The following is a 17971-nucleotide window of genomic DNA, read 5'->3' as shown; positions in this document are numbered from 1 at the left end:
CGGTCAGCCTTTGACGTCGAACAGGATCGGGCGGTGATCGGGGCCGGACATATCGAACACATGGGCAAGCCCGGTGATGTCGACCGGCGTGACGGTGACATCCACTGACGCCAGCACCCAGTCGAGAATGCCGCCCTTGCTTTGGGTCTGTTGGCCGCCCCAGCATTCATAGGCCAGGCCGGGGGTATCGAGTTCTCCGACCTTCTGGTAATCGAGGTTCAGATCGCCGGTCGCGACCCACTTACCGCCCAGGGACGTACAGGATTTGAGTTGGCTTTTGGTCACACCGTTCTGTCCCGACTTGAAGTGGGCGAGGAATACGTAGCCGGTGTAGCCGTTCACGCTTTGGGCTTCGATGGCGATCAAATCCCTGTTCAAGGTGAAGAGGCTGCCTTGGCTGACCACTTGCAGTTTCTCGAAGCTCTTGACCAGGACAATGTAGGCATTGGAGTGGCCGCCGGTGAAGGAGTAGACGCTGTAGTTTTTGTAGATGGCAGCGAGGTTCGAGCGGTAATTATCGATTTGCGCCGAATGGATTTCACACAGGAAAACGATGTCCGCATCCCAGTAATTGCTGGAGCAGCAGTTGTAGAGAAAGATGTCCACCTGCGTCTGTTTTTCCAGCGTGGAGGACTTGCCGTTTTTCTCCACATTGAAACTGCCAATTCTCATCAGACAATCTCCCCGTGCCGCATCGGCCTCGCGTTCATTCCAGGACCCACTGTGCCAACTTGCCCGTCACTTGCGTCATCAGCACATTCTCGATATCCCGCGCTCCGGCTGCGCTGCACTTGGCCAGGACCGCCTTGACGATCCCGGCATCGAACTCAAACTGTTTGCCGGTCGCGGCCTTGTAGCGCCCACGCAGTTTTTCCAGTTTCGCCAGCACGATCCCCTCCAGCGTTGCCTCATCCAGCGGCCGGTACGCCACCACCGTCATGCGCGCCAGGAACGCCGGGCGAAACGCTTGCAGCAGGACCTTGTGCAAGGTTTCGTTGAAGTCATCGGTGCCCAATTGCGCGGCGGGGGTGTCGAGCAGCAGCTCGGCGCCGACGTTGCTGGTGGCGAGCATCACGGTGTTCTTGAAATCCACCACCAGCCCGGTGCCGTCTTCCATCAGGCCTTTGTCGAAAACGTTGTAGAAGGCTTCGAGCACATCCGGGTGGGCCTTTTCGATTTCATCCAGCAGCACCACCGAATAGGGTTTGCGCCGCACCGCTTCGGTGAGCACACCGCCGCTGCCGTAGCCGACGTAGCCGGGCGGGGCGCCCTTGAGCTGGCTGACGGTGTGGGCTTCCTGGTATTCCGAAAGGTTGATGCTGATCAGGTTGCGCTCGCCGCCGTACAAGGCATCGGCCAGGGCGTAGGCGGTTTCGGTCTTGCCTACGCCGGTGGGGCCGACCAGCAGGAACACCCCGACCGGTTTCTGCGGATCGGTCAGGCCGGCGCGGTAGGCTTGCAAGCGCTGGGCGATGGTGTTCAGCGCGCTGTCCTGGCCCATCACCCGCTGGCCCATGCGTTGGCCGAGGGTACGCACGGCGTGGGCTTCGTCGGCGAGCATCTTGCCGACGGGGATGCCGGTCCAGCCAGCGATCACGGCAGCGACGGTCTTGCTGTCCACCTGCTCGGGCACCAGCGGATCGTCCTGGCGAATGGCGTCGAGGCCGGCCTCCAGGCGCAGCAGTTCGGCGGCCAGGTGATCGATGCGGTTATCGATGTCGGTGTCGGCTTTTTCGCCGTCGGCGCGTTCGCTTAAGGCCAGCAATTCACGGCGGGTATCGAGCAGTTCACGCACGGCCTCGCGCTCTTCGCCCCAACGGGTTTCCAGCTCGCGGATGGCCTGGACGTTGCTGCTCGACTCGGCTTCCAGCTGGGTAATGCGCTCGCGGTGATCGAGCCCGGTGGCCTGTTCCCGGCGCAGGCGTTCGACTTCATCCTTGAGGCTGTTCTGGCGGTGGCGCAGGCTCTCCAGGGGCGGCGGCACGTCATGCTGGCCGAGGGCGACACGGGCGCAGGCAGTGTCGAGCACGCTGATGGCTTTATCCGGTAGCTGCCGTCCGGAAATGTAGCGGTGAGACAGCTTCACCGCTTCGTGGATCGCCGCGTCCAGCACCTGCACGCCATGGTGCAGCTCCAGTTTGGTAGCGACGCCGCGGAGCATTTCCACGGCGGTGAGTTCGTCCGGCTCTTCGACCTGCACCAATTGGAAGCGTCGGGCCAGGGCCGGGTCCTTCTCGAAGTATTTCTTGTACTCCAGCCAGGTGGTAGCGGCCAGGGTGCGCAGTTCGCCCCGGGCCAGGGCCGGCTTGAGCAGGTTGGCGGCGTCGCTGCCGCCCTCTGCGCCACCGGCGCCGATCAGCGTGTGGGCTTCGTCGATGAACAGGATGATCGGTTTTTCGGCGCTGCGCACCGCATCGATCACGCCCTTGAGGCGTTGTTCGAACTCTCCCTTGACCCCGGCACCGGCCTGCAACAGGCCCAGGTCGAGCACCCGCAGCGTGACCTCCTGCAATGACGGCGGCACGTCTCCAGCGGCGATGCGCAGGGCCAGGCCTTCCACCACCGCAGTCTTGCCGACCCCCGGCGCGCCCACCAGGATCGGGTTGTTCTGCCGGCGCCTGAGCAGAATATCGATGCACTGGCGAATCTCCCCGTCACGCCCGACGATCGGGTCGATGCGCCCGTCCCGGGCGTCGGCGGTCAGGTCCTGGGTGTACTGGTCGAGGACCGGGTCCTGTGGCTGCGCGGCTTCAACCGCTTTGGCCGGCCGCACGCCACCGACATGCTCGCGGGAGCTTTCGGTCCATTCCAGCAGGTGCGTGCGCAACGCGTCGCGCGGGATGCGCAGCAGCGACGAAGCGCTGTTGAGCAACAGGCTACGACGCTCGTCGCGGTCCAGCAGCGCCAACAGCAGCAAGCCGGAGCGAATGTTGTCCAGGCCCAGCACACTGGCTTGGACCACGGCGTCTTCCAGCAGGCCGATGGTCTGCGCCGACAGCGCAGGTGTGCGAGTGCTGCCGGATTTGAACAGCTCCAGGGCCTTGTTGATTTCCGCGGCCACCGCGTCACGCTCCAGCCCGAAGCGCGGCAGCAGGCAGGCGAAATCACCGCCTTCGATGTCCAGCAGTTCCAACAACAAATGTTCGATTTCCACGTAATGGTGGCTGCGCTGCATGCAGCGTTGCGCCGCCCGTTCCAGGGCTCGGCGGTTGTCCGGGTTGAGGCGTCCGATCAGGCTGGCCAGTTCCATTTCAAGCGATCTCCGGCTGACGAAGGCGGGTTTCGATCCGTTGCACGGCAAGGGTCGATTGGCGCTGCAGGCCACCGTTCCAGTTCAAGCGCGGTGGAGCCTGGTGGCCCAGCTGCAACGGACCGGCGCCACGGATCAACAGCACCAGGGTGCAATCGAGGTCCGGGCCGAAATACAACGCATAGAGGCTGGCGAGCAGCGGGTGGGTCTCGCCGTTGGGCAGCAGTGCATTGGCCTGGGCGGCGCTCAGCGGGCCGAGGGTCAAGCGCACGCCGGCATGTTCATCCCAGACCCGGATACCGGCCACTGCGCTGCGACCCAGGCACAGGTTGCGGCCGCCCGCTTGCAGACGGCTGCGGCTGGCCGGCGGTATTTCGCGCCAGCCGCCTTCGTAGGCGGTCAGCTCCACGGGCAAGCTGAACTGTTCGCGGACAATCGCCGCGAACCCGGCCAGGGAGCGACGCCCATCGGCGTACAGCGCGCTGCACGCGAGCACGGCGGAGTCGGGCGCGGCCTGGCGTTCCTGTAAGGCCTTGGGTAGCAGGCCGGTCAAGGCGCGCAGTTGCGCTTGTACGGCCGAGGCGCCGGGGGTGGTGAAACCGAGGGCGATGCGATGCTTGCGCATCACCTTGTAGAGCAGGCTCAGCAGGCGATGTTGAAACAGGTCGAGAAATTCTGCCGGGGCATGATCGCGGGCCCGCGCCCGTTGTTGCAGCCATTCCTGATAGGCGTAGGGCAACGGACCGTCCGGGCCGCCGAGGCCGAAGATGGGCGTGGTGAGCACCGGTGGTGCGTCGGCTTCCTGATTCAGGCTTTCGATTTCGCTGGCGGCGAACAACGGCGTCAACGGCCCGCGCAGGCGCAAAGCCTCGGCGTGGGGCGCGGTGCCGCTGCCCAGCGGCTCGGCCTGGGGCTGCTCGCGCTCCAGCAACAACAACGCCTGGAGCCATTCGAAACGTTGCGGATCGCGGCGCAGGCGCTGACTCAGGTTCAGAGCGTCAGGGGTTTGCCGGCTTGGGGTTGCCATGTCTTCACCTCCCTGTCGGACTGGACCAGCACGGTGCGCACGAAACGATTGGCGGTGGTATACAGCGAGAAGAACTGCGCCAGCACCCCGGAGAACAGTACGGCGCTGCTGCCGACGAAGTGTTGCGGATCCAGTTGCAGGCGCACCTCCAGGCCATTGCGCCAGCCCCGCCAGGCGTCTTCACCGACGTGGGCGATGACCCGCTCGCAACCCAGCCCGAATACCCCTTCGATCTGCCGCCGGGCGCTGGCCTCGTCCCGCAGGTTGTGCAGCTCCAGGATCTCGCGCAACGCATCCAGTGCCTGGGGGCCTTCGACCAGTGACAGGTGGTTGAGGGTCAACTGCGACACCAGTCGCCAGCGCGACTCACCGTCCAGGCGCGGCAGGCTTTGCGGGCTCGGCGGGTTGCGCAGGCGCGCCCAGGCCACCGGTCCCGGACGCTCGAAACCCAGCGGCGTACCCGCCGGCAGGCTCTGGGCCAGGTGGCGGTTGGTGCACAGCAGTTCGGCGGTGAGGCTGTAGTCGCGGGTCTCGGCCAACGGGTCGAACCCGGTGTCCACCAGGCTGACCATCAGGTCGGTGCCCAGCCGGTTCGGGCTCATGCCGCTGACCCGTCGGGCGTGCCAGTAGCAGGACGAAGCGCCGCCGTGCTGGCTGCCATAGTAGGCCGGCACGTTGCGCACGCCCTCGCTGGAAGTGGCGCGCATGCCACGGATGCTGTGGATCTCGACGCTGTTTTCCCGATGACTGTCAGCCACCAGGCGATATTCGCTGCGGGTGCCGTCCGGTCGCAGCGGTTCGGAGGTCCGAGGAAACAGGTTGATCACCGGCGCGCAGCCCAGGGCGATGTCACTGGCTTGCAGCGGCAAACGGCTGGCAGGCGCCCGGTCGAAGACGATGTACAGATACAACGACGGGCTGTCGCTGACCGCCCCGGCCAGCGGCAGGTCGAAGAAGCCGAACTTGTCGGGAAAGGCCAGGTACTCGGCCAGCAGCCGCATGCCTGGGTGCACGCCATCTTCGTCGGGCAGCAACGCCTGGTCGCCGGCAAAGCCGACGATGCCCGGCAAGCCTGCCAGCGGCTCCGGCACACTGCCCGGCGGGCCGGCGAGGACTTTGACGGCGTGGGCGCCGAGCAGGTCGTAGAGCCAGGCGTTGATCATCGGCGAGGCGGCCAGGTGTATTCGCAACTGCTCGATCCCCAGCGCCGACCATTGGCTGTCCCCCAGGCACCGCAGATGCAGGCGCAAGGCCGAGCGCGCCTGGACTACTCCGGTCAATGCCTGGGCTTCGTCGCCGCCCAGCAGCAACGCTTCGCAGACTTCCAGCGGCCACAGCTGCACGGCGGCGGTGGTGCGAAAGTGAATGCTCTGGCCCTTGTCGGTGGTGACGAACAACGGCGTGTCCCGGGGCAGCGGATAGCCCTGGTCAAGGTTGCCTTTGCTGGGGTCGGGTTCGAACTGGACGATGGCGCACGACGGCAACGGGCGCATGGCCAGCGGGTAGAGTTGTTCGAGCAGGGCATCGCTGAACTCGGCGTAGTCGTCATCGAGCCGGCGCTGCAGGCGGGCGGCCAGCAGGGCGAATCCTTCGAGCAGGCGTTCGACGTGCGGGTCGGGGCATTCGCCGGGCGACAATTCCAGACGCCGGGCAACCTTGGGGTAGCGTTCGGCGAACAGGCTCCCGGCGTGCCGCAACCAGGTCAGTTCACGCTGGTAGTAGTCCAGCAGTTGCGGGTCAATCGAGTCGCTCATGGCGTACCTCGACGCCGTCGCCGGCGTACTCGATGACAAAGGCCACGGGCCATGGATGCGAGTCGCCGCGCAGCTCGCCCGACAATCGTATGCATAGCTGCTGCGGATGGCCCGGTACCGGACAGACCTCGACCTCGCCCAGGCGCAGGCGTGGCTCGAAGTAGCTGATGGCCTGGCGGATTTCCCGGGTCAGCTGGCGTCGGTCATCGCTGCGCTGTTGTTGAAGTGCGGTCCAGTCGGCGATGCCATAGTCCAGGATGCTCGGCGGTTCGGTGAGCGCTTTCGGCCCGCGCCGTGTGTTGAACAGGCGCAGCAGTTCGGCGTGAACCGAATTCTGCAACGCCTGCCGGTCGAACACCCGGCCGGCATCGTCCGCCGTGCCGGCCAGGCGTTCAAACAGCGGCGGACGAAGGCCGAAGCCTGCCATGGGCGCGCTCCGTCACTTGGTCATTTTGTTGGCCGCCAGGTCCCAGGTCGTGCCGGCGGTGCCTTCCTTGGTGCCATCGTCTTTCTGGGCGGTGAGCTCCCACTTGATCTTGGTGAAGTTCAGCGACAGGGTTTCCACCGGCTTGCCACCGGTACCGCCGCTGACGCTGACGTTCGACAGCACGACATTGGTGAGGGTGTAGACGATGAACGGCATGATCTGCCCGCTGCCTTCGGCGGCGTTGCGGCCGATGGTGATCACCGCTTGCGGGATCGGCTTGCCGGCGCAGCAGTATTCATTGAGGGACGGGGTGGAACTGTCGATGAATTTGGTCAGGGTGAATTCGCCGATGTGCGGTCGGCCGGAGGTGCGCTCCGAGTTGCTGACGTCGTTGGTGACCTGCATCGCCACATTATGGCTGTAGGACATGACCTCGATTTTGTCCGTGAAACCTTCCAGCAGGCTGTCGCCCTTGATGTCGCCGCCGAGGTCGAGAATGATTGCATCCATTGTGTGCAGCTCCTGAAAAAGAGATACCGATGGGTAAAGGACAAACACGGAACCTGTGGCGAGCGAGCTTATTGTGGCGAGGGAGCTTGCTCCCGCTGGGGCGCGAAGCGGCCCTGTTTTCCGGGGCTGCTGCGCAGCCCAGCGGGAGCAAGCTCCCTCGCCACAGGTTTCTCTGTCACGGTCCTATGCGTCGTCAGGCAGCAACCGGTGGCGGCAATGTCGCCACCAGGCGGATCGATGCGGTCAGTTCCTCGAGCTGGAAGTGCGGCCGCAGGAACACCGTGGCCTTGTACGCCCCGGGCTTGCCGGCGACTTCGGTCACGTCCACCCGCGCCTCGCGCAACGGATACTGCGCCTTGATCTCTTGCGGCGCGTTGTCGTTGATCAGCACGTAGTCGGCAATCCAGTTGTTGAGGTAGGTCTGCACGTTGTCGCGGGTCATGAAGCTGCCGACCTTGTCGCGCATGATCACCTTCAGGTAGTGGGCGAAGCGCGAGGCCGCCAGCACATAGGGCAACATCGCCGAAATCCGCGCGTTGGCGTTGGCCTCGTTGGTGTTGTAGACCTTGGCCTTGTTGGTGGTCTGGCCGCCGAAGAACACCGCCACGTCGCTGTTCTTCTTGTGGCACAGGGAAATGAAGCCCAGATCGTTGAGCTCTTTCTCGCGCCGGTCAGTGATCGCCACCTCGGTCGGGCATTTGAGCGACAGGTCGCCGGAGCTGGTGCGGAACGTGTGTGCCGGTAGCCCCTGGACAGCACCACCCCCCTCGGCGCCGCGAATCGCCGCGCACCAGCCGTATTTGGCGAAGGCCTCGGTGATGCGTTGTGACAGCGCCCAGGCGGCGTTGCCCCACAGGTATTTGCTGTGGTCGGTGCCGTTGACGTCCTCGACGTAGTTGATGCCTTCCACTGGCAAGGTGTCCGGACCATAGGGCAGGCGCAGCAGGAAGTGCGGCAGCACCAGCGACACGTAGCGCGAGTCCTCGCTTTCACGGAACGAGCGCCATTTGATCAATTCCTGGCTTTCGAAAATCTTCGACAAGTCCCTCGGCACTGCCAGTTCGGTGAAGCTGGTCATGTCGAACAGGCGTGGGCTGGCGGCGGCAATGAACGGTGCATGGGCGGCAGCCGCGACATTCGACAGTTTTTCCAGCAGGCCGATGTCTTGCGGGTGCCGGCCAAAGGTGTAGTCACCCACCAGCAGGCTGAACGGATGCCCGCCGAAGGTCCCATATTCTTCTTCGTAGATTTTCTTGAACAGCGCGCTCTGGTCGAATTCGACGGCTTTTTCCAAATCGTTCTGCAGCTCTTTCTGCGTCACGTTGAGCAAGCGCAACTTGAGCCGGGTGCTGGTCTCGGTGTTCTGCACCAGCAAGTGCAGGCCGCGCCAGGAGGCTTCGAGTTTCTGCAGGTCGGGGTGGTGCAGCACTTCGTTGAGCTGGGCGCTGATCAACTGATCGATCTGGCTGATGCGGTCGTTGATCATCGCCACGGTGTCCTTGTCGATGGCCATGCCTTCGTCGAGGACCTGGGTGGCGAATTCGGCCAGCATGTCGCGGGCGTAGTCCTGCTGGCTGTCGTCGTGGGCCATGCGGCCTTCGGCGATGATTTTGTCCAGCAGGGACAGGGTCTGGGTCGTGCTCTCGCTGGTTTGAGCGCTGGATGAAGCAGGCATGGCTTTATCTCCCTTGAATGATGAGCACGATCAGGCCTGTGGTTCGGTCGGGGCCGGGTCATCGTTGGCGGCCACGGTGGGCAGCTCTGGCGATGCGTCCTGGGGCCGGGCGGATTTGATTTCTTGCAGGCCTTCGGTGTTGGCGATCACGTCGCGCAGCAGCTTGTCCAGGTCGTCGTTGCCGTCGAGCTTGGTCAACAGGTCGCGCAGCCGCTGGCGTGCTTCGAACAGCCGACGCAGCGGAGTGATCTGCTCCACGACCTTGACCGGGTCGAAGTCATCGATGTGACGGAACTTGAGTTCGATGTTGAGCTTACTGTCGTCGCCGCTGAGGGTGTTGTTCACCTGGAGCGTGGCGCGGGGGGAGATGGAGGCGAGTACCTCGTTGAAATTGTCCCGGTCGATTTCCGTGAAGCGCCGCTCGTTGAGCTTCGGCAGCGGCTCCAGTGGCTTGCCCGAAAGGTCGGCCAGAATGCCGACGACCAGTGGCAGTTCTTTTTTCTCGATGGCGTTGCCGATTTCCACGTCATAGGTGATCTGGACGCGGGGAGGGCGGATTCTGTCGAGCTTGTGCTGGGTACTTTCTGCCATGGCGGCCGACTCCGATGCGTATGGGAAGCAATGCATCGGGAGGCCCGCTCATCGCATTCCCTTGCTGATCCGCAGGTTGCAAACGGAGGGCAGAAAACCTGTCATTCCCTTGACGAACCTGGTCCATTCGACCGTGTTGGTCGAACTACCCAAGACGCTAGAACAGGTCTATAAAAATGCAAGCGAAAACAATTTTTGACCGCTGAGAAAAGGAAGATTCATTTTGCGTGGGTTTTTTTGTGGATTTTTTTTCAGCCTGGCGCTCAGCGGTTGCTCGCTTTTCGCCCCTGACGTCGAACTCGACAGCCTGACGCTGGACGTGGCGCCCCGTGCCAATGACGACACACCGATCGCGGTGGACTTCATCGCGGTGAACGACCCCGACCTGCTCAAGCAACTGTCGGGCATCACCGCCAGCCAATGGTTCGCCGGGCGTGAGCAGTATCAGCGCGACTATCGCCAGCTCCTGTCGGTGTGGGGGCTGGAGCTGGTCCCGGGGCAGTTCATCGACCGCCAACCCTTCCCGCTGGAGGGCCGGCGCGCCGCTGGACTTTTGGTCTTCGCCAGCTATAACACTCCCGGAGCCCACCGGCTTCGGCTGGACGACCAGCGCGAGGCGTGGCTGAAGTTCGACAGTCGTGAGATGAACCTGGTCAACGATGACCAGCGCAAGGCCAGCGTTGAGTGACCGCATGCCGCCCTGGCGCGGCGATATTGGAAGGTCGAAGGGAGTCGTATGAGTCTGTTACCTGACGCGGTGTGCTGGCACGAGGGCATGCAATTGCTGCCCCAGCATTTTCAATTGCAAGGGCTACGCGCCGAGGCCCTGGCGGCGCATTTTGCCGTGGCCTGCAATCCCTGGTTCTGGGGCGTCAGCCAACTGGAAGTCGACCCTTCGGCGCTGAGTGCCGGGCAGGTGCGGTTGTTGCAATTGCAAGGCACCTTGCCCGATGGCCTGCCGGTCAACTTGCAGGCGGGGATCGGGCCGACGTTGGAGCTGGACATCAGCGAGGCGGTGGACAAGACCGACGACGCCACCGTGACCGTGTACCTGGCCGTCAGCCCGCTGTGGCGCGCCGGGCAACTGCTGCCGCTCAAGGGTCGCTTGCAATCGGTGGTCGGCGAGGCGCTGCCGGACCTTACCAGCGGCGAATTTCCGGAATCGATTACTGTCTGGCGCCCCAACCCACGGCTGTGCACGCAGCTGAGCAAGGCCGATTCGATCTGCCTGCCGCTGTTGCGCATCCGCAAGGAAGGCGGTGGCTTTCTGCGGGTGCCCTACACGCCACCGACTCCGGTCCTGCTACCCGAATCGTTGCTCGGGCGGCGCGTCGCCGGGCTGTGCGCACGGGCCCGGGAAAAGTGCCTGTTCCTGGCCGGTCGGCTGCGCCAGGCCCAAGCGGCCGGTAATCAGGACGATGCGCTGGAGATCCGCCGACAACTGACCGCGCTGTGGGCGCGTTTGCCGGAAGTCGAGGGTGCGTTGAACACCCGAGTGGCGACACCGCAGTCGCTGTACGGTTTGTTGCTGGGGCTGGCCGGCAGCTGGTCGGCACTCGATCTGCTGGCGGGTGTCCCGGCCTTCGCCCCGCTGGATTTCCTCGAATTGCAGCGCGGTTACGAGCCGCTGCTCGACTGGCTGGAAACCACCCTGGAGCGGGTCCGCGCCGGCTACCGCAGCCTGGCCTTCGAACGCAATGACCCGGTGTTTTCGATCCAACTGCCCGACGATCAACCGAGCCAGCGCCTGGTGATCGGCCTGCGCATGCCCAACGGCGCCAGCGAGCAGGCCGCCGCCGAGTGGTTGCGGGGGGCGATCATCGCCTCCGCGCCGCATGTCCCGCTGCTGAGCCGGCAACGCATGAGTGGCCTGCCTCATCAGGCCATGAGCCGCAACGAACAGGTGGCCTACAGCGTGGGCGACGACACCCGCTTGTTCGTGGTGGCCGCCAGTGGGCAATGGTTCGACGGCCAGTTGCCGTTGCACATTGTCGCGCCGGCGTCGGCACAGGCCAGCGGCCCATGGCAGGTGGTGTTGTTCGTCGCGCAAGCCGGTGAGAGTGCCTGATCGCAAAGGGGAGTCGTATGCCTGACGGAAGTGGCGGGGCGGTTCGGAGTCTGCATGAGGCGCCGCTGAGCAGCGCGTTTCGTCAGGCCTGGCTGAAATGGTCCCAGGACTGGCAGGACCTGCCCAAGGACAGCGACCCGGCCGCGCTGGTCAACCGCGTGGTGGAGTTTTCCGGGCGCAGCGCCCAGCGTTTGTGGCGGGTGGCGTTCGCCACCGTCGGCGACGCTGCCACCGAGCAGGTCAAGGCTGTGGTCTACGCCTTCGTGGCGCTGGTGGACGAAACCTTGCTGTTCAGCCCATGGCCCGGGCAACTGGCCTGGCAGCAACACCCCCTTGAATCGCGCATGTATTCCAGTCGCCAGGCCGGCGAGCGGTTGCCTGCCGCCATCAAGAAACTGCTGGATGAACAGATGCCCGGCACCCGGGACCTGGCCAATGTCTACCTGCAATGCCTGATCCTCGGCTTCCAGGGACGACTGCGCGGTGAGCCCGGCCAGGTCCAGCACGAAAAATGGCGCCTGGCGCTGTTCACCTTCGCCTGGCAGCACGACCCCGATTATGTCGATGTCAGCCAGCGCCTGGCGCTGTCGGCGGCGGCACCACCGGTGCGCATGCCGGCGCAGACATCGCTGCCCGACGGCTTGCGCCTGGGGTTGGCGATCCTGGCGATGGTGCTGTTGCTGACCGGATTGGGGCAGGTGTTCTGGCGTGACATCCGCTCGGCGCTGGAACCGGTGCTGCAACTGAACGAGTCGGTAGTCCAGGAGCAGGACTCATGAGTACCCTGAGTCTCGTTGCACTGGTGCTGCTCGCCTTCGTCCTGGTGGTGCTCCTCGCCGCGCTGCTCTGGTGGTTGCGCACCCAGGGTGGCGCGGCCATTCGCAGCTTCTACGGCGCGGTGCGCCACATGGAGCAGGAGCAGGGTACCCGGGACCGGTACCAGATGCCCTGGTTGATGATGCTCGGCAATGAAACCGACGGTGCCCGATTGTGCGCGCAATGGCGCCTGCAACCGACGGACAAGGCGGCGTGGTTCGGTCGTTGGTGGTCGGATGCCGAAGGCGCGGTGCTGGTGGTGCCCCAGGCGTTGTTCCTGCCTGAGGAGGGCATGAACCGGCAACGGGGCAACTGGTGGCGCCTGTTGGGGCTGATCCTGCGGCTGCGCAGCAAGCGACCGTTGGACGCGGTGATCTGGACCGTGCCGTTCGCCCGCCTCGACGACAGCGAACACACCGCCGACCTGAGCCTCAAGGTCCGGCGCTGTTTCATTGATCTGTTGCAACGGTTCGGTCTTAGCCTGCCCGTGTATGTGGTGGTCACCGGAATGGAAGAACTGCCCGGCTTCCAGGAACTGGTCAGTGCCTTGCCAGCCGAGGCCCGCGAGTCGATGTTGGGCTGGTCATCGCCTTACGCGCCCGACGCGGCGTGGCAGTCGCAATGGAGTGACCAGGCGCTGGACCAGGTTCATGCCGCGCTGGCGCAGTCGATCATCGAGATTGGCGCGCTGTCGGGGCAATTGAGCGCCGATCTGTATGGCTTGCCGGAGCGCTTCGAAGGCCTGCGCCGGGCCTTGCAGATCCTGTTGGAACCGGTGTTCCAAGGCAATGCTCAGGGCGAGGCACCGCGTTTTCGCGGGGTGTATTTCACCGCCAGCCAGGCGCCGGCGGTCAGCGGCGATGGGCTCGCGGCCAATGACCTTGCCCTGCGGCAAACCGTGTTCGCCCGGCACTTGTGGGCCCGCAGGCTGGTGGCCGAGCGCGGCCTGGCCCAGTCGGTGCCGCGCCTGCTGCGCTTGCGCCAACGCTGGCATCGGTTGGCCGGCGGCGTTGCGCTGGTGGTTGGCCTGCTCTGGCTGGGGGGAATGATCTGGGTCTGGCAAGATTCGGTGGAACAGGCCGGCGAGCTGTCCCACCTGATTCTGAGCGCCCATAAGAATCACCTCGCCGTCGACCCTGACAAGCCGCAGCTGGAGCTGACCCGGCACAACGTGCAGAACTACTGGAACGTGCTGGAAAAGGCCCCGCGCTGGCGCTTCGTCTCAGTGGTCTTCCCGACCTCGTGGTTCTCCGACCTGGACGATCAGTTGCAGGCCGGCCTGCGCCTGACCGCCCGGCACCATTGGGTCCTGCCGTTGCGTGATCTGCTGGCATCGGACCTGGAACAGCTCAAGGCCATCCGCAACACCGAGCGTAGGGGAAACTCGCAGAGTGAAGACCCGGCGCAATGGCAGAGCTACGTGAAAGCCCGGCAATTGGTTGAACTGGCGGCCCGGCTCGAGCAGTACAACCAGATGTTCAATCAGGCGGTGAACAACCCCAAGGCGCCGCTGGATGAACTGGTGCAATTGAGCAACAGCGCCTTGTCGCTGAACCTCAACACCGGCACCTTGAGCCGGGCCCGGTTCTATAACCGGGTACTGTTCGATTCCCAGAACGCTGACCTCAAAGGCCTGGACCTGGAGGCCGCGCGCCCGGTGATCTCGGATAACTTCACCGGCCTGATGCAGCGCTGGCTCGATCATTATTTCCTGGCCGACAACTTCGTGCGCCAGGCCGGCTATCTCAAGCTGCACCTGCAACGGCTGGAGGCCGGCAGCGGCAATTCCTTGAGTGAGCTCGAAGACCTGATGGCGCTGATCGACGATTTGCAGACCCTGGTCAGCCTGACCAATTCCGCCTGGGGCCGCGGCAAGGGCCAAGACCTGGTGCCCGGCTACACGCAACTGATGGACAAAGTCAGCCACAGCAGCTTGCTCGGGCCGGACATCGAGCAGGACCTGGAGAGCCAGGCGGCGAAACTGCAACAGAGCTTTCGCGATCAGTGGATCGTCCAGACCGGCTCGCGGGACAATCTGCTGGTGCAGCAGGGCAGCGGCCTGCTGGTGTTGCAGGAGCATGTCACGGCGCTGGACGGCGCGGTCCAGGCACTGTTCAAGCGCGACTTCGTGGCGTTGGCCTTGCAGAAAGATCCTTCGGACAGCAGCGCCGATTCGACGGGCCAGGGCGATGGCAGCGATGATTTCAGCGTCGCCCTGAACTACTTTGCCAGTTTCAAAAGCTACGCCAATGAAGAACTGCCGCGGATCCCGCCGGACTACCGCGACGCGCTGATGCAAGCGGCTGAAGGCGCGGCGGCGCGAGCCATGTGGTTGAGCCTGGACGAGAGCGATGAGCAATTGCCCGGCATGGGCTTCAACGTGCAGACGACCCAGGCCGTGGCGCTGCAAAAAGCCTTCATGGACGTGCATCGCAATGACCTGGCGATACGTTTCCAGCGGCTGCTCAATCGCCGGGCCCTGGCGCAGATCAGGCGCGCCCTGGATGAAATCGATGCGCAGCCGCTGTTCAGCCAGCGCGCTGATTTGCAGCGTTGGAACGGTGCGAAGAATTTCGGTTTGCAGCTCTACGGTGCCAGCGATCCGCAAGAACTGAAGCTGAACCTGAACCAGCAATTCGGCGCCATGGTGCAGATCGCCGAGCAGCGGATGCCGGCGCTGGAATGGCTGATCGTCCAACAGGACAGCCTGTCGGCCAGCGAGCACGACCAGGTGGCGCGGTTCATGGCCCTCAACGATGAACTGCTCAAGTACAAGAACCAGAACCCGGCCAGTTCGGCGGCCCAACTGGAACAACTGGTGAGCCGGGATTTCATCGAGATGGACATCAGCTCCTGCGCACAGATCCTGAAGACGGCCAGCCTGTCCGCCGGACGCGGTGACCTGGCCCAGCGCACCGTGGCGCTGCAACAGAGTGCCCTGCAACGCTGCCTGTATCTGCAACAGAACCAGGCCGCGACCGCCTGGAACGACCTGGTGAACTATTTCAATCAGTACTTGGCGGGGCGTTTTCCGTTTTCCACGGATGTGCGGGCCAGCGATGCCGATCCGGCACGGGTCCAGCATCTGCTGGAGTTGATCGACACCCGACTGCCCCTGGCCCAGGCCGGGTTGACGCTGAGCCAGACGCCGGAGCGGTTGGCGGCGCAAGATTTTCTCAACCGTTTGAAACAGGCCGGAACCTGGCTCGGGCCGTTGTTCGTGCGGGACAAGAGCGGCATCCTGGGAGTGGAGATGGACGTGCGCTGGCGCACCGACCGCGATGAAGAGCGCGGTGCCGACCAGGTGATTGCCTGGGGCCTGAATGCCGGCAACCAGCAGATCAGCTACCCCGGCGCCGAGCAGCCGAACCTGCGCTGGATGGTCGGGCAACCGGTGCGCCTGACCCTGCGCTGGGCCCGCAACGGTTACCAGCGCCCGGTCAACGACCCGTTGCAACCGGACCTGGTGGTGCGCGACCTGGAAGCCGGCTGGGAATACCAGGGGCCGTGGGCATTGCTGCGGTTGATGCGCTCGTTGGGCTCGGCCCAGCGTCAGCCGAATGTCGACTACACCGACTTTCCCCTGGCCTTGCAATTGCCGGTGACAGCCCGGACCCAGGCCCGGACAGCCGAACAGACCCTGATGTTCGTACGCCTTTCGCTGATGAGCCAGGGGTCGAAGCTGCCGCTGTCGATCCCGCCGTTGCCGACCCGTGCGCCCCGTTCACCGTTCATGGCGACCCCATCGAGTCCTGCCATCGCCACCCGTGAGGAGGGCCTGTGAGCCTGCCGATATCACCGTTGCCCGAGTTGGTCACGCAGTTGCTCGAACCGTTGAGTGCCGAATCGCCCTGCGGCCAGGACCTGCGCTACGAGACCGAATACGACCAGTTGCGCGAGTTGCGCCGCGAGGACGACACCAGCCTGCCCACGGGGGTGTGGCAGTCGTCCATCAAGCGTGCCCAATGGCCGGAGCTGGAGCGGCTCGCGACCACGCTTTTGCGGGAGCGCAGCAAGGACCTGATGATCAGTGCCTGGCTGGGGGAGGCCTGGTTGCACCTGGCGGGGCTGGAGGGTTTGCCCGGTAGCCTGGCGCTGGTGGCCGGGCTGTGCGAGCGTTATCCCGAGCAGTTGCATCCCCAGGCTGAGGAGGGTGATCAGTCGTGGCGGGTGATTCCCCTGGAATGGCTGGCCCGACGCTACAGCGAGGTGCTGTTGACGCGGGTGCCCCTGTTCGAGGGCCGGGAGCAGGCTTTCGCCGGGTTTTGCCTGGACGACTGGCAACGCTTGCAACGCCAGCAAGTGCCGGTCAATGACAGCAAGAACGCCAAGGCTTCAGCGGAGGCGGCGCGCACCGACCAAAAGAAAGTCGCCGAACTGATTCGTGCCACTCCGTTGTCGTTCTGGTTGCATCGCCAGGGCAGCCTGATGTTGAGCCTGCAACATTTGCAGCGGCTCGAGGCCTGGAGCGATGCCTACCTGGGCAACCTGGCCCCAGGCTACAAAACCCTGCAGGATGTGATGCAGGCCCTGTTGGCGCTGGTCGAGGAGTTCATCGCGATGCATCCACAACAACCCAGTGTCGCACCGGTGCAGGCGACATCCGCGCTAACGACGCCGACTGCCGAACCCCAGGCGGCACCCGCCCAGGTCTTCCAGGAGCCGGCCAATCGCGAGGAGGCCTATCGACAATTGATGGTCATTGCCGGCTACCTGGCGCGCACCGAACCCCATAGCCCGGTGCCGTACCTGATCCGGCGCGGCGTGGAATGGGGCAACAAGCCGTTGAGCGAGCTGTTGGGCGAACTGATCAGCGCCGATGCCGAATCCCGGCGGTTGTGGACCTTGCTGGGCGTGCTTTAGTACGGCGCGTCGGGTAACGGCACCGGCGTCAGCACCGGCTTACCGGAGAAAAACGCGTTCAGGTTCTGTCCCACCAGCTCCACGGTACCTTGGGTGGCTTGCGGCGACAGGCCGGCGACGTGGGGCGTCAGAATCACGTTCGGCAGCTTTTTCAGCGCATCCGGCACGTGCGGCTCGTCATCGAAGACATCCAGCGCGGCCCCAGCGATGCGTCGATGTTCCAGGGCGCTGATCAGCTCGGCCGTGGCGACCACGCTGGCTCGGGCAATGTTCACCAGGAATCCATGGGGGCCCAGGGCATCGAGGGCCTGTTTGTTGATCATTTGCCGGGTGTCCAGTCCACCGGGCGCGGCGACGATCAAAAAGTCCGAAGCTCGCGCCAGTTCCGTGGGCGTGGAGCAGAAGGTGTAGGGCACGTCGTTGCGCATCCGCCGATTATGGTAGCTGACGCTCATGTCGAACCCGAGGGCGGCACGCTTGGCGATCGCCATCCCCACCGCCCCCAGGCCCAGCACGCCGAGCCGCTTGCCGGCCAGGGATGGACGCATGATCTTCGCCCATTCGCCCCGGCGCACGCTTGCGTCGGCCCGGGGAATATCCCGGACCAGCGCCAGCAGCAGGGCCATGGCATGGTCGGCCACCGAAGAGGCGTTGACCCCGGCACCGTTGGTCACCACGATGCCGCGCTGGCGTGCGGCTTGCAGGTCCACCTGCTCGTAACCGGCACCGATCACACAGATGATCCGCAGATTAGGCAGGGCGGCAATTTCCTCGGCCGTCAGCCCCAAGGGGCCACGAGTCAACACCGCGCTGAACCGCTCCCCATGCTCGAAAATCGCCGTCTTGCGTTCGGCCGGCGTCGGCGCCAACTCCAGGTGATAGCCCTGGTGCTCAAGAATGGGCAGGTATTCGTTGACGGTTTCAACCAGTACCAGGACGGTCGCGGTCATGCTGGGCTCCTGAGGATCTTGCGGACAAATCCTGTGGGAG

The 17971-nt window shown here is 64.4% G+C and carries 14 protein-coding genes; 5 read left to right on the top strand and 9 right to left on the bottom strand.

Features of this window, described 5'->3' with window-relative positions; genetic code table 11:
* Nucleotides 1-3: 3 nt before the first annotated feature.
* The 8 genes from ACLEJR_RS22845 to tssB all read right to left on the bottom strand — a co-directional run bounded on the left by ACLEJR_RS22845 (nt 4) and on the right by tssB (nt 9234).
* Nucleotides 4-672 carry an endonuclease/exonuclease/phosphatase family protein gene (locus ACLEJR_RS22845; RefSeq protein ID WP_440816682.1) on the bottom strand — a complete coding sequence of 223 codons (669 nt, stop codon included), beginning with the start codon at nt 670-672 and terminating at the stop codon, nt 4-6.
* Between the two features lie 34 nt (nt 673-706).
* Nucleotides 707-3250 (bottom strand): type VI secretion system ATPase TssH, encoded by a 2544-nt coding sequence (tssH, locus tag ACLEJR_RS22840; RefSeq protein ID WP_440816680.1) that lies wholly within the window; start codon nt 3248-3250, stop codon nt 707-709.
* A 1-nt stretch (nt 3251) separates the two neighbouring features.
* The gene (gene tssG, locus ACLEJR_RS22835; protein WP_440793471.1) at nt 3252-4277 is read right to left on the bottom strand and encodes a type VI secretion system baseplate subunit TssG; all 1026 of its coding nucleotides are present in this window, start codon (nt 4275-4277) and stop codon (nt 3252-3254) included.
* Nucleotides 4241-6031 carry a type VI secretion system baseplate subunit TssF gene (gene tssF / locus ACLEJR_RS22830; RefSeq protein ID WP_440816677.1) on the bottom strand — a complete coding sequence of 597 codons (1791 nt, stop codon included), beginning with the start codon at nt 6029-6031 and terminating at the stop codon, nt 4241-4243. Before tssF ends, tssG begins: the two co-directional genes overlap by 37 nt.
* Nucleotides 6015-6458: a type VI secretion system baseplate subunit TssE gene (gene tssE, locus ACLEJR_RS22825; protein ID WP_440816674.1), complete on the bottom strand. Its 444-nt coding sequence runs from the start codon at nt 6456-6458 to the stop codon at nt 6015-6017. The genes tssF and tssE overlap by 17 nt, the downstream gene beginning before the upstream one ends.
* Nucleotides 6459-6470: 12 nt before the next feature.
* Nucleotides 6471-6968, bottom strand: coding sequence for an Hcp family type VI secretion system effector (locus ACLEJR_RS22820; RefSeq protein WP_014337905.1), 498 nt, complete (start codon nt 6966-6968; stop codon nt 6471-6473).
* 193 nt (nt 6969-7161) lie between these two features.
* Nucleotides 7162-8643, bottom strand: coding sequence for a type VI secretion system contractile sheath large subunit (tssC, locus tag ACLEJR_RS22815; RefSeq protein WP_440793464.1), 1482 nt, complete (start codon nt 8641-8643; stop codon nt 7162-7164).
* Between the two features lie 30 nt (nt 8644-8673).
* On the bottom strand, nt 8674-9234 hold the full coding sequence (gene tssB, locus ACLEJR_RS22810) for a type VI secretion system contractile sheath small subunit (protein ID WP_440816672.1): 561 nt from the start codon (nt 9232-9234) through the stop codon (nt 8674-8676).
* 223 nt (nt 9235-9457) lie between these two features.
* Here tssB and ACLEJR_RS22805 point away from each other — a divergent pair, with 223 nt between their 5' ends.
* Genes ACLEJR_RS22805 through tssA form a run of 5 tightly spaced genes read left to right on the top strand, consistent with a single transcriptional unit; the run spans nt 9458 to nt 16981 of the window.
* Nucleotides 9458-9922 carry a type VI secretion protein gene (locus tag ACLEJR_RS22805; protein WP_440793460.1) on the top strand — a complete coding sequence of 155 codons (465 nt, stop codon included), beginning with the start codon at nt 9458-9460 and terminating at the stop codon, nt 9920-9922.
* 48 nt (nt 9923-9970) lie between these two features.
* On the top strand, nt 9971-11302 hold the full coding sequence (gene tssK / locus ACLEJR_RS22800; RefSeq protein WP_440793458.1) for a type VI secretion system baseplate subunit TssK: 1332 nt from the start codon (nt 9971-9973) through the stop codon (nt 11300-11302).
* Between the two features lie 17 nt (nt 11303-11319).
* Nucleotides 11320-12081: a DotU family type IV/VI secretion system protein gene (locus ACLEJR_RS22795; protein WP_440816671.1), complete on the top strand. Its 762-nt coding sequence runs from the start codon at nt 11320-11322 to the stop codon at nt 12079-12081.
* Nucleotides 12078-15902 carry a type VI secretion system protein gene (locus tag ACLEJR_RS22790; RefSeq protein ID WP_440816669.1) on the top strand — a complete coding sequence of 1275 codons (3825 nt, stop codon included), beginning with the start codon at nt 12078-12080 and terminating at the stop codon, nt 15900-15902. The genes ACLEJR_RS22795 and ACLEJR_RS22790 overlap by 4 nt, the downstream gene beginning before the upstream one ends.
* Nucleotides 15899-16981 carry a type VI secretion system protein TssA gene (tssA, locus tag ACLEJR_RS22785; RefSeq protein WP_440816666.1) on the top strand — a complete coding sequence of 361 codons (1083 nt, stop codon included), beginning with the start codon at nt 15899-15901 and terminating at the stop codon, nt 16979-16981. The genes ACLEJR_RS22790 and tssA overlap by 4 nt, the downstream gene beginning before the upstream one ends.
* Here tssA and ACLEJR_RS22780 read toward each other — a convergent pair.
* Nucleotides 16978-17931 (bottom strand): 2-hydroxyacid dehydrogenase, encoded by a 954-nt coding sequence (locus tag ACLEJR_RS22780; protein WP_440816664.1) that lies wholly within the window; start codon nt 17929-17931, stop codon nt 16978-16980. The genes tssA and ACLEJR_RS22780 overlap by 4 nt on opposite strands.
* Nucleotides 17932-17971 lie beyond the last annotated feature (40 nt).

The organism is Pseudomonas sp. SMN5, assembly GCF_052041925.1.
Classification (GTDB): domain Bacteria; phylum Pseudomonadota; class Gammaproteobacteria; order Pseudomonadales; family Pseudomonadaceae; genus Aquipseudomonas.
Note: the sequence above shows the minus strand (reverse complement) of the source record. Positions and strands in the feature narration are given on the sequence as shown.

Excerpts from the sequence above, each read along its gene's own strand:
- ACLEJR_RS22845 (WP_440816682.1), bottom strand. The coding sequence starts at position 672 with ATGAGAATTGGCAGTTTCAATGTGGAGAAAAACGGCAAGTCCTCCACG.
- tssH (WP_440816680.1), bottom strand. The coding sequence starts at position 3,250 with ATGGAACTGGCCAGCCTGATCGGACGCCTCAACCCGGACAACCGCCGA.
- tssG (WP_440793471.1), bottom strand. The coding sequence starts at position 4,277 with ATGGCAACCCCAAGCCGGCAAACCCCTGACGCTCTGAACCTGAGTCAG.
- tssF (WP_440816677.1), bottom strand. The coding sequence starts at position 6,031 with ATGAGCGACTCGATTGACCCGCAACTGCTGGACTACTACCAGCGTGAA.
- tssE (WP_440816674.1), bottom strand. The coding sequence starts at position 6,458 with ATGGCAGGCTTCGGCCTTCGTCCGCCGCTGTTTGAACGCCTGGCCGGC.
- ACLEJR_RS22820 (WP_014337905.1), bottom strand. The coding sequence starts at position 6,968 with ATGGATGCAATCATTCTCGACCTCGGCGGCGACATCAAGGGCGACAGC.
- tssC (WP_440793464.1), bottom strand. The coding sequence starts at position 8,643 with ATGCCTGCTTCATCCAGCGCTCAAACCAGCGAGAGCACGACCCAGACC.
- tssB (WP_440816672.1), bottom strand. The coding sequence starts at position 9,234 with ATGGCAGAAAGTACCCAGCACAAGCTCGACAGAATCCGCCCTCCCCGC.
- tssK (WP_440793458.1), top strand. The coding sequence starts at position 9,971 with ATGAGTCTGTTACCTGACGCGGTGTGCTGGCACGAGGGCATGCAATTG.
- ACLEJR_RS22795 (WP_440816671.1), top strand. The coding sequence starts at position 11,320 with ATGCCTGACGGAAGTGGCGGGGCGGTTCGGAGTCTGCATGAGGCGCCG.
- ACLEJR_RS22790 (WP_440816669.1), top strand. The coding sequence starts at position 12,078 with ATGAGTACCCTGAGTCTCGTTGCACTGGTGCTGCTCGCCTTCGTCCTG.
- ACLEJR_RS22780 (WP_440816664.1), bottom strand. The coding sequence starts at position 17,931 with ATGACCGCGACCGTCCTGGTACTGGTTGAAACCGTCAACGAATACCTG.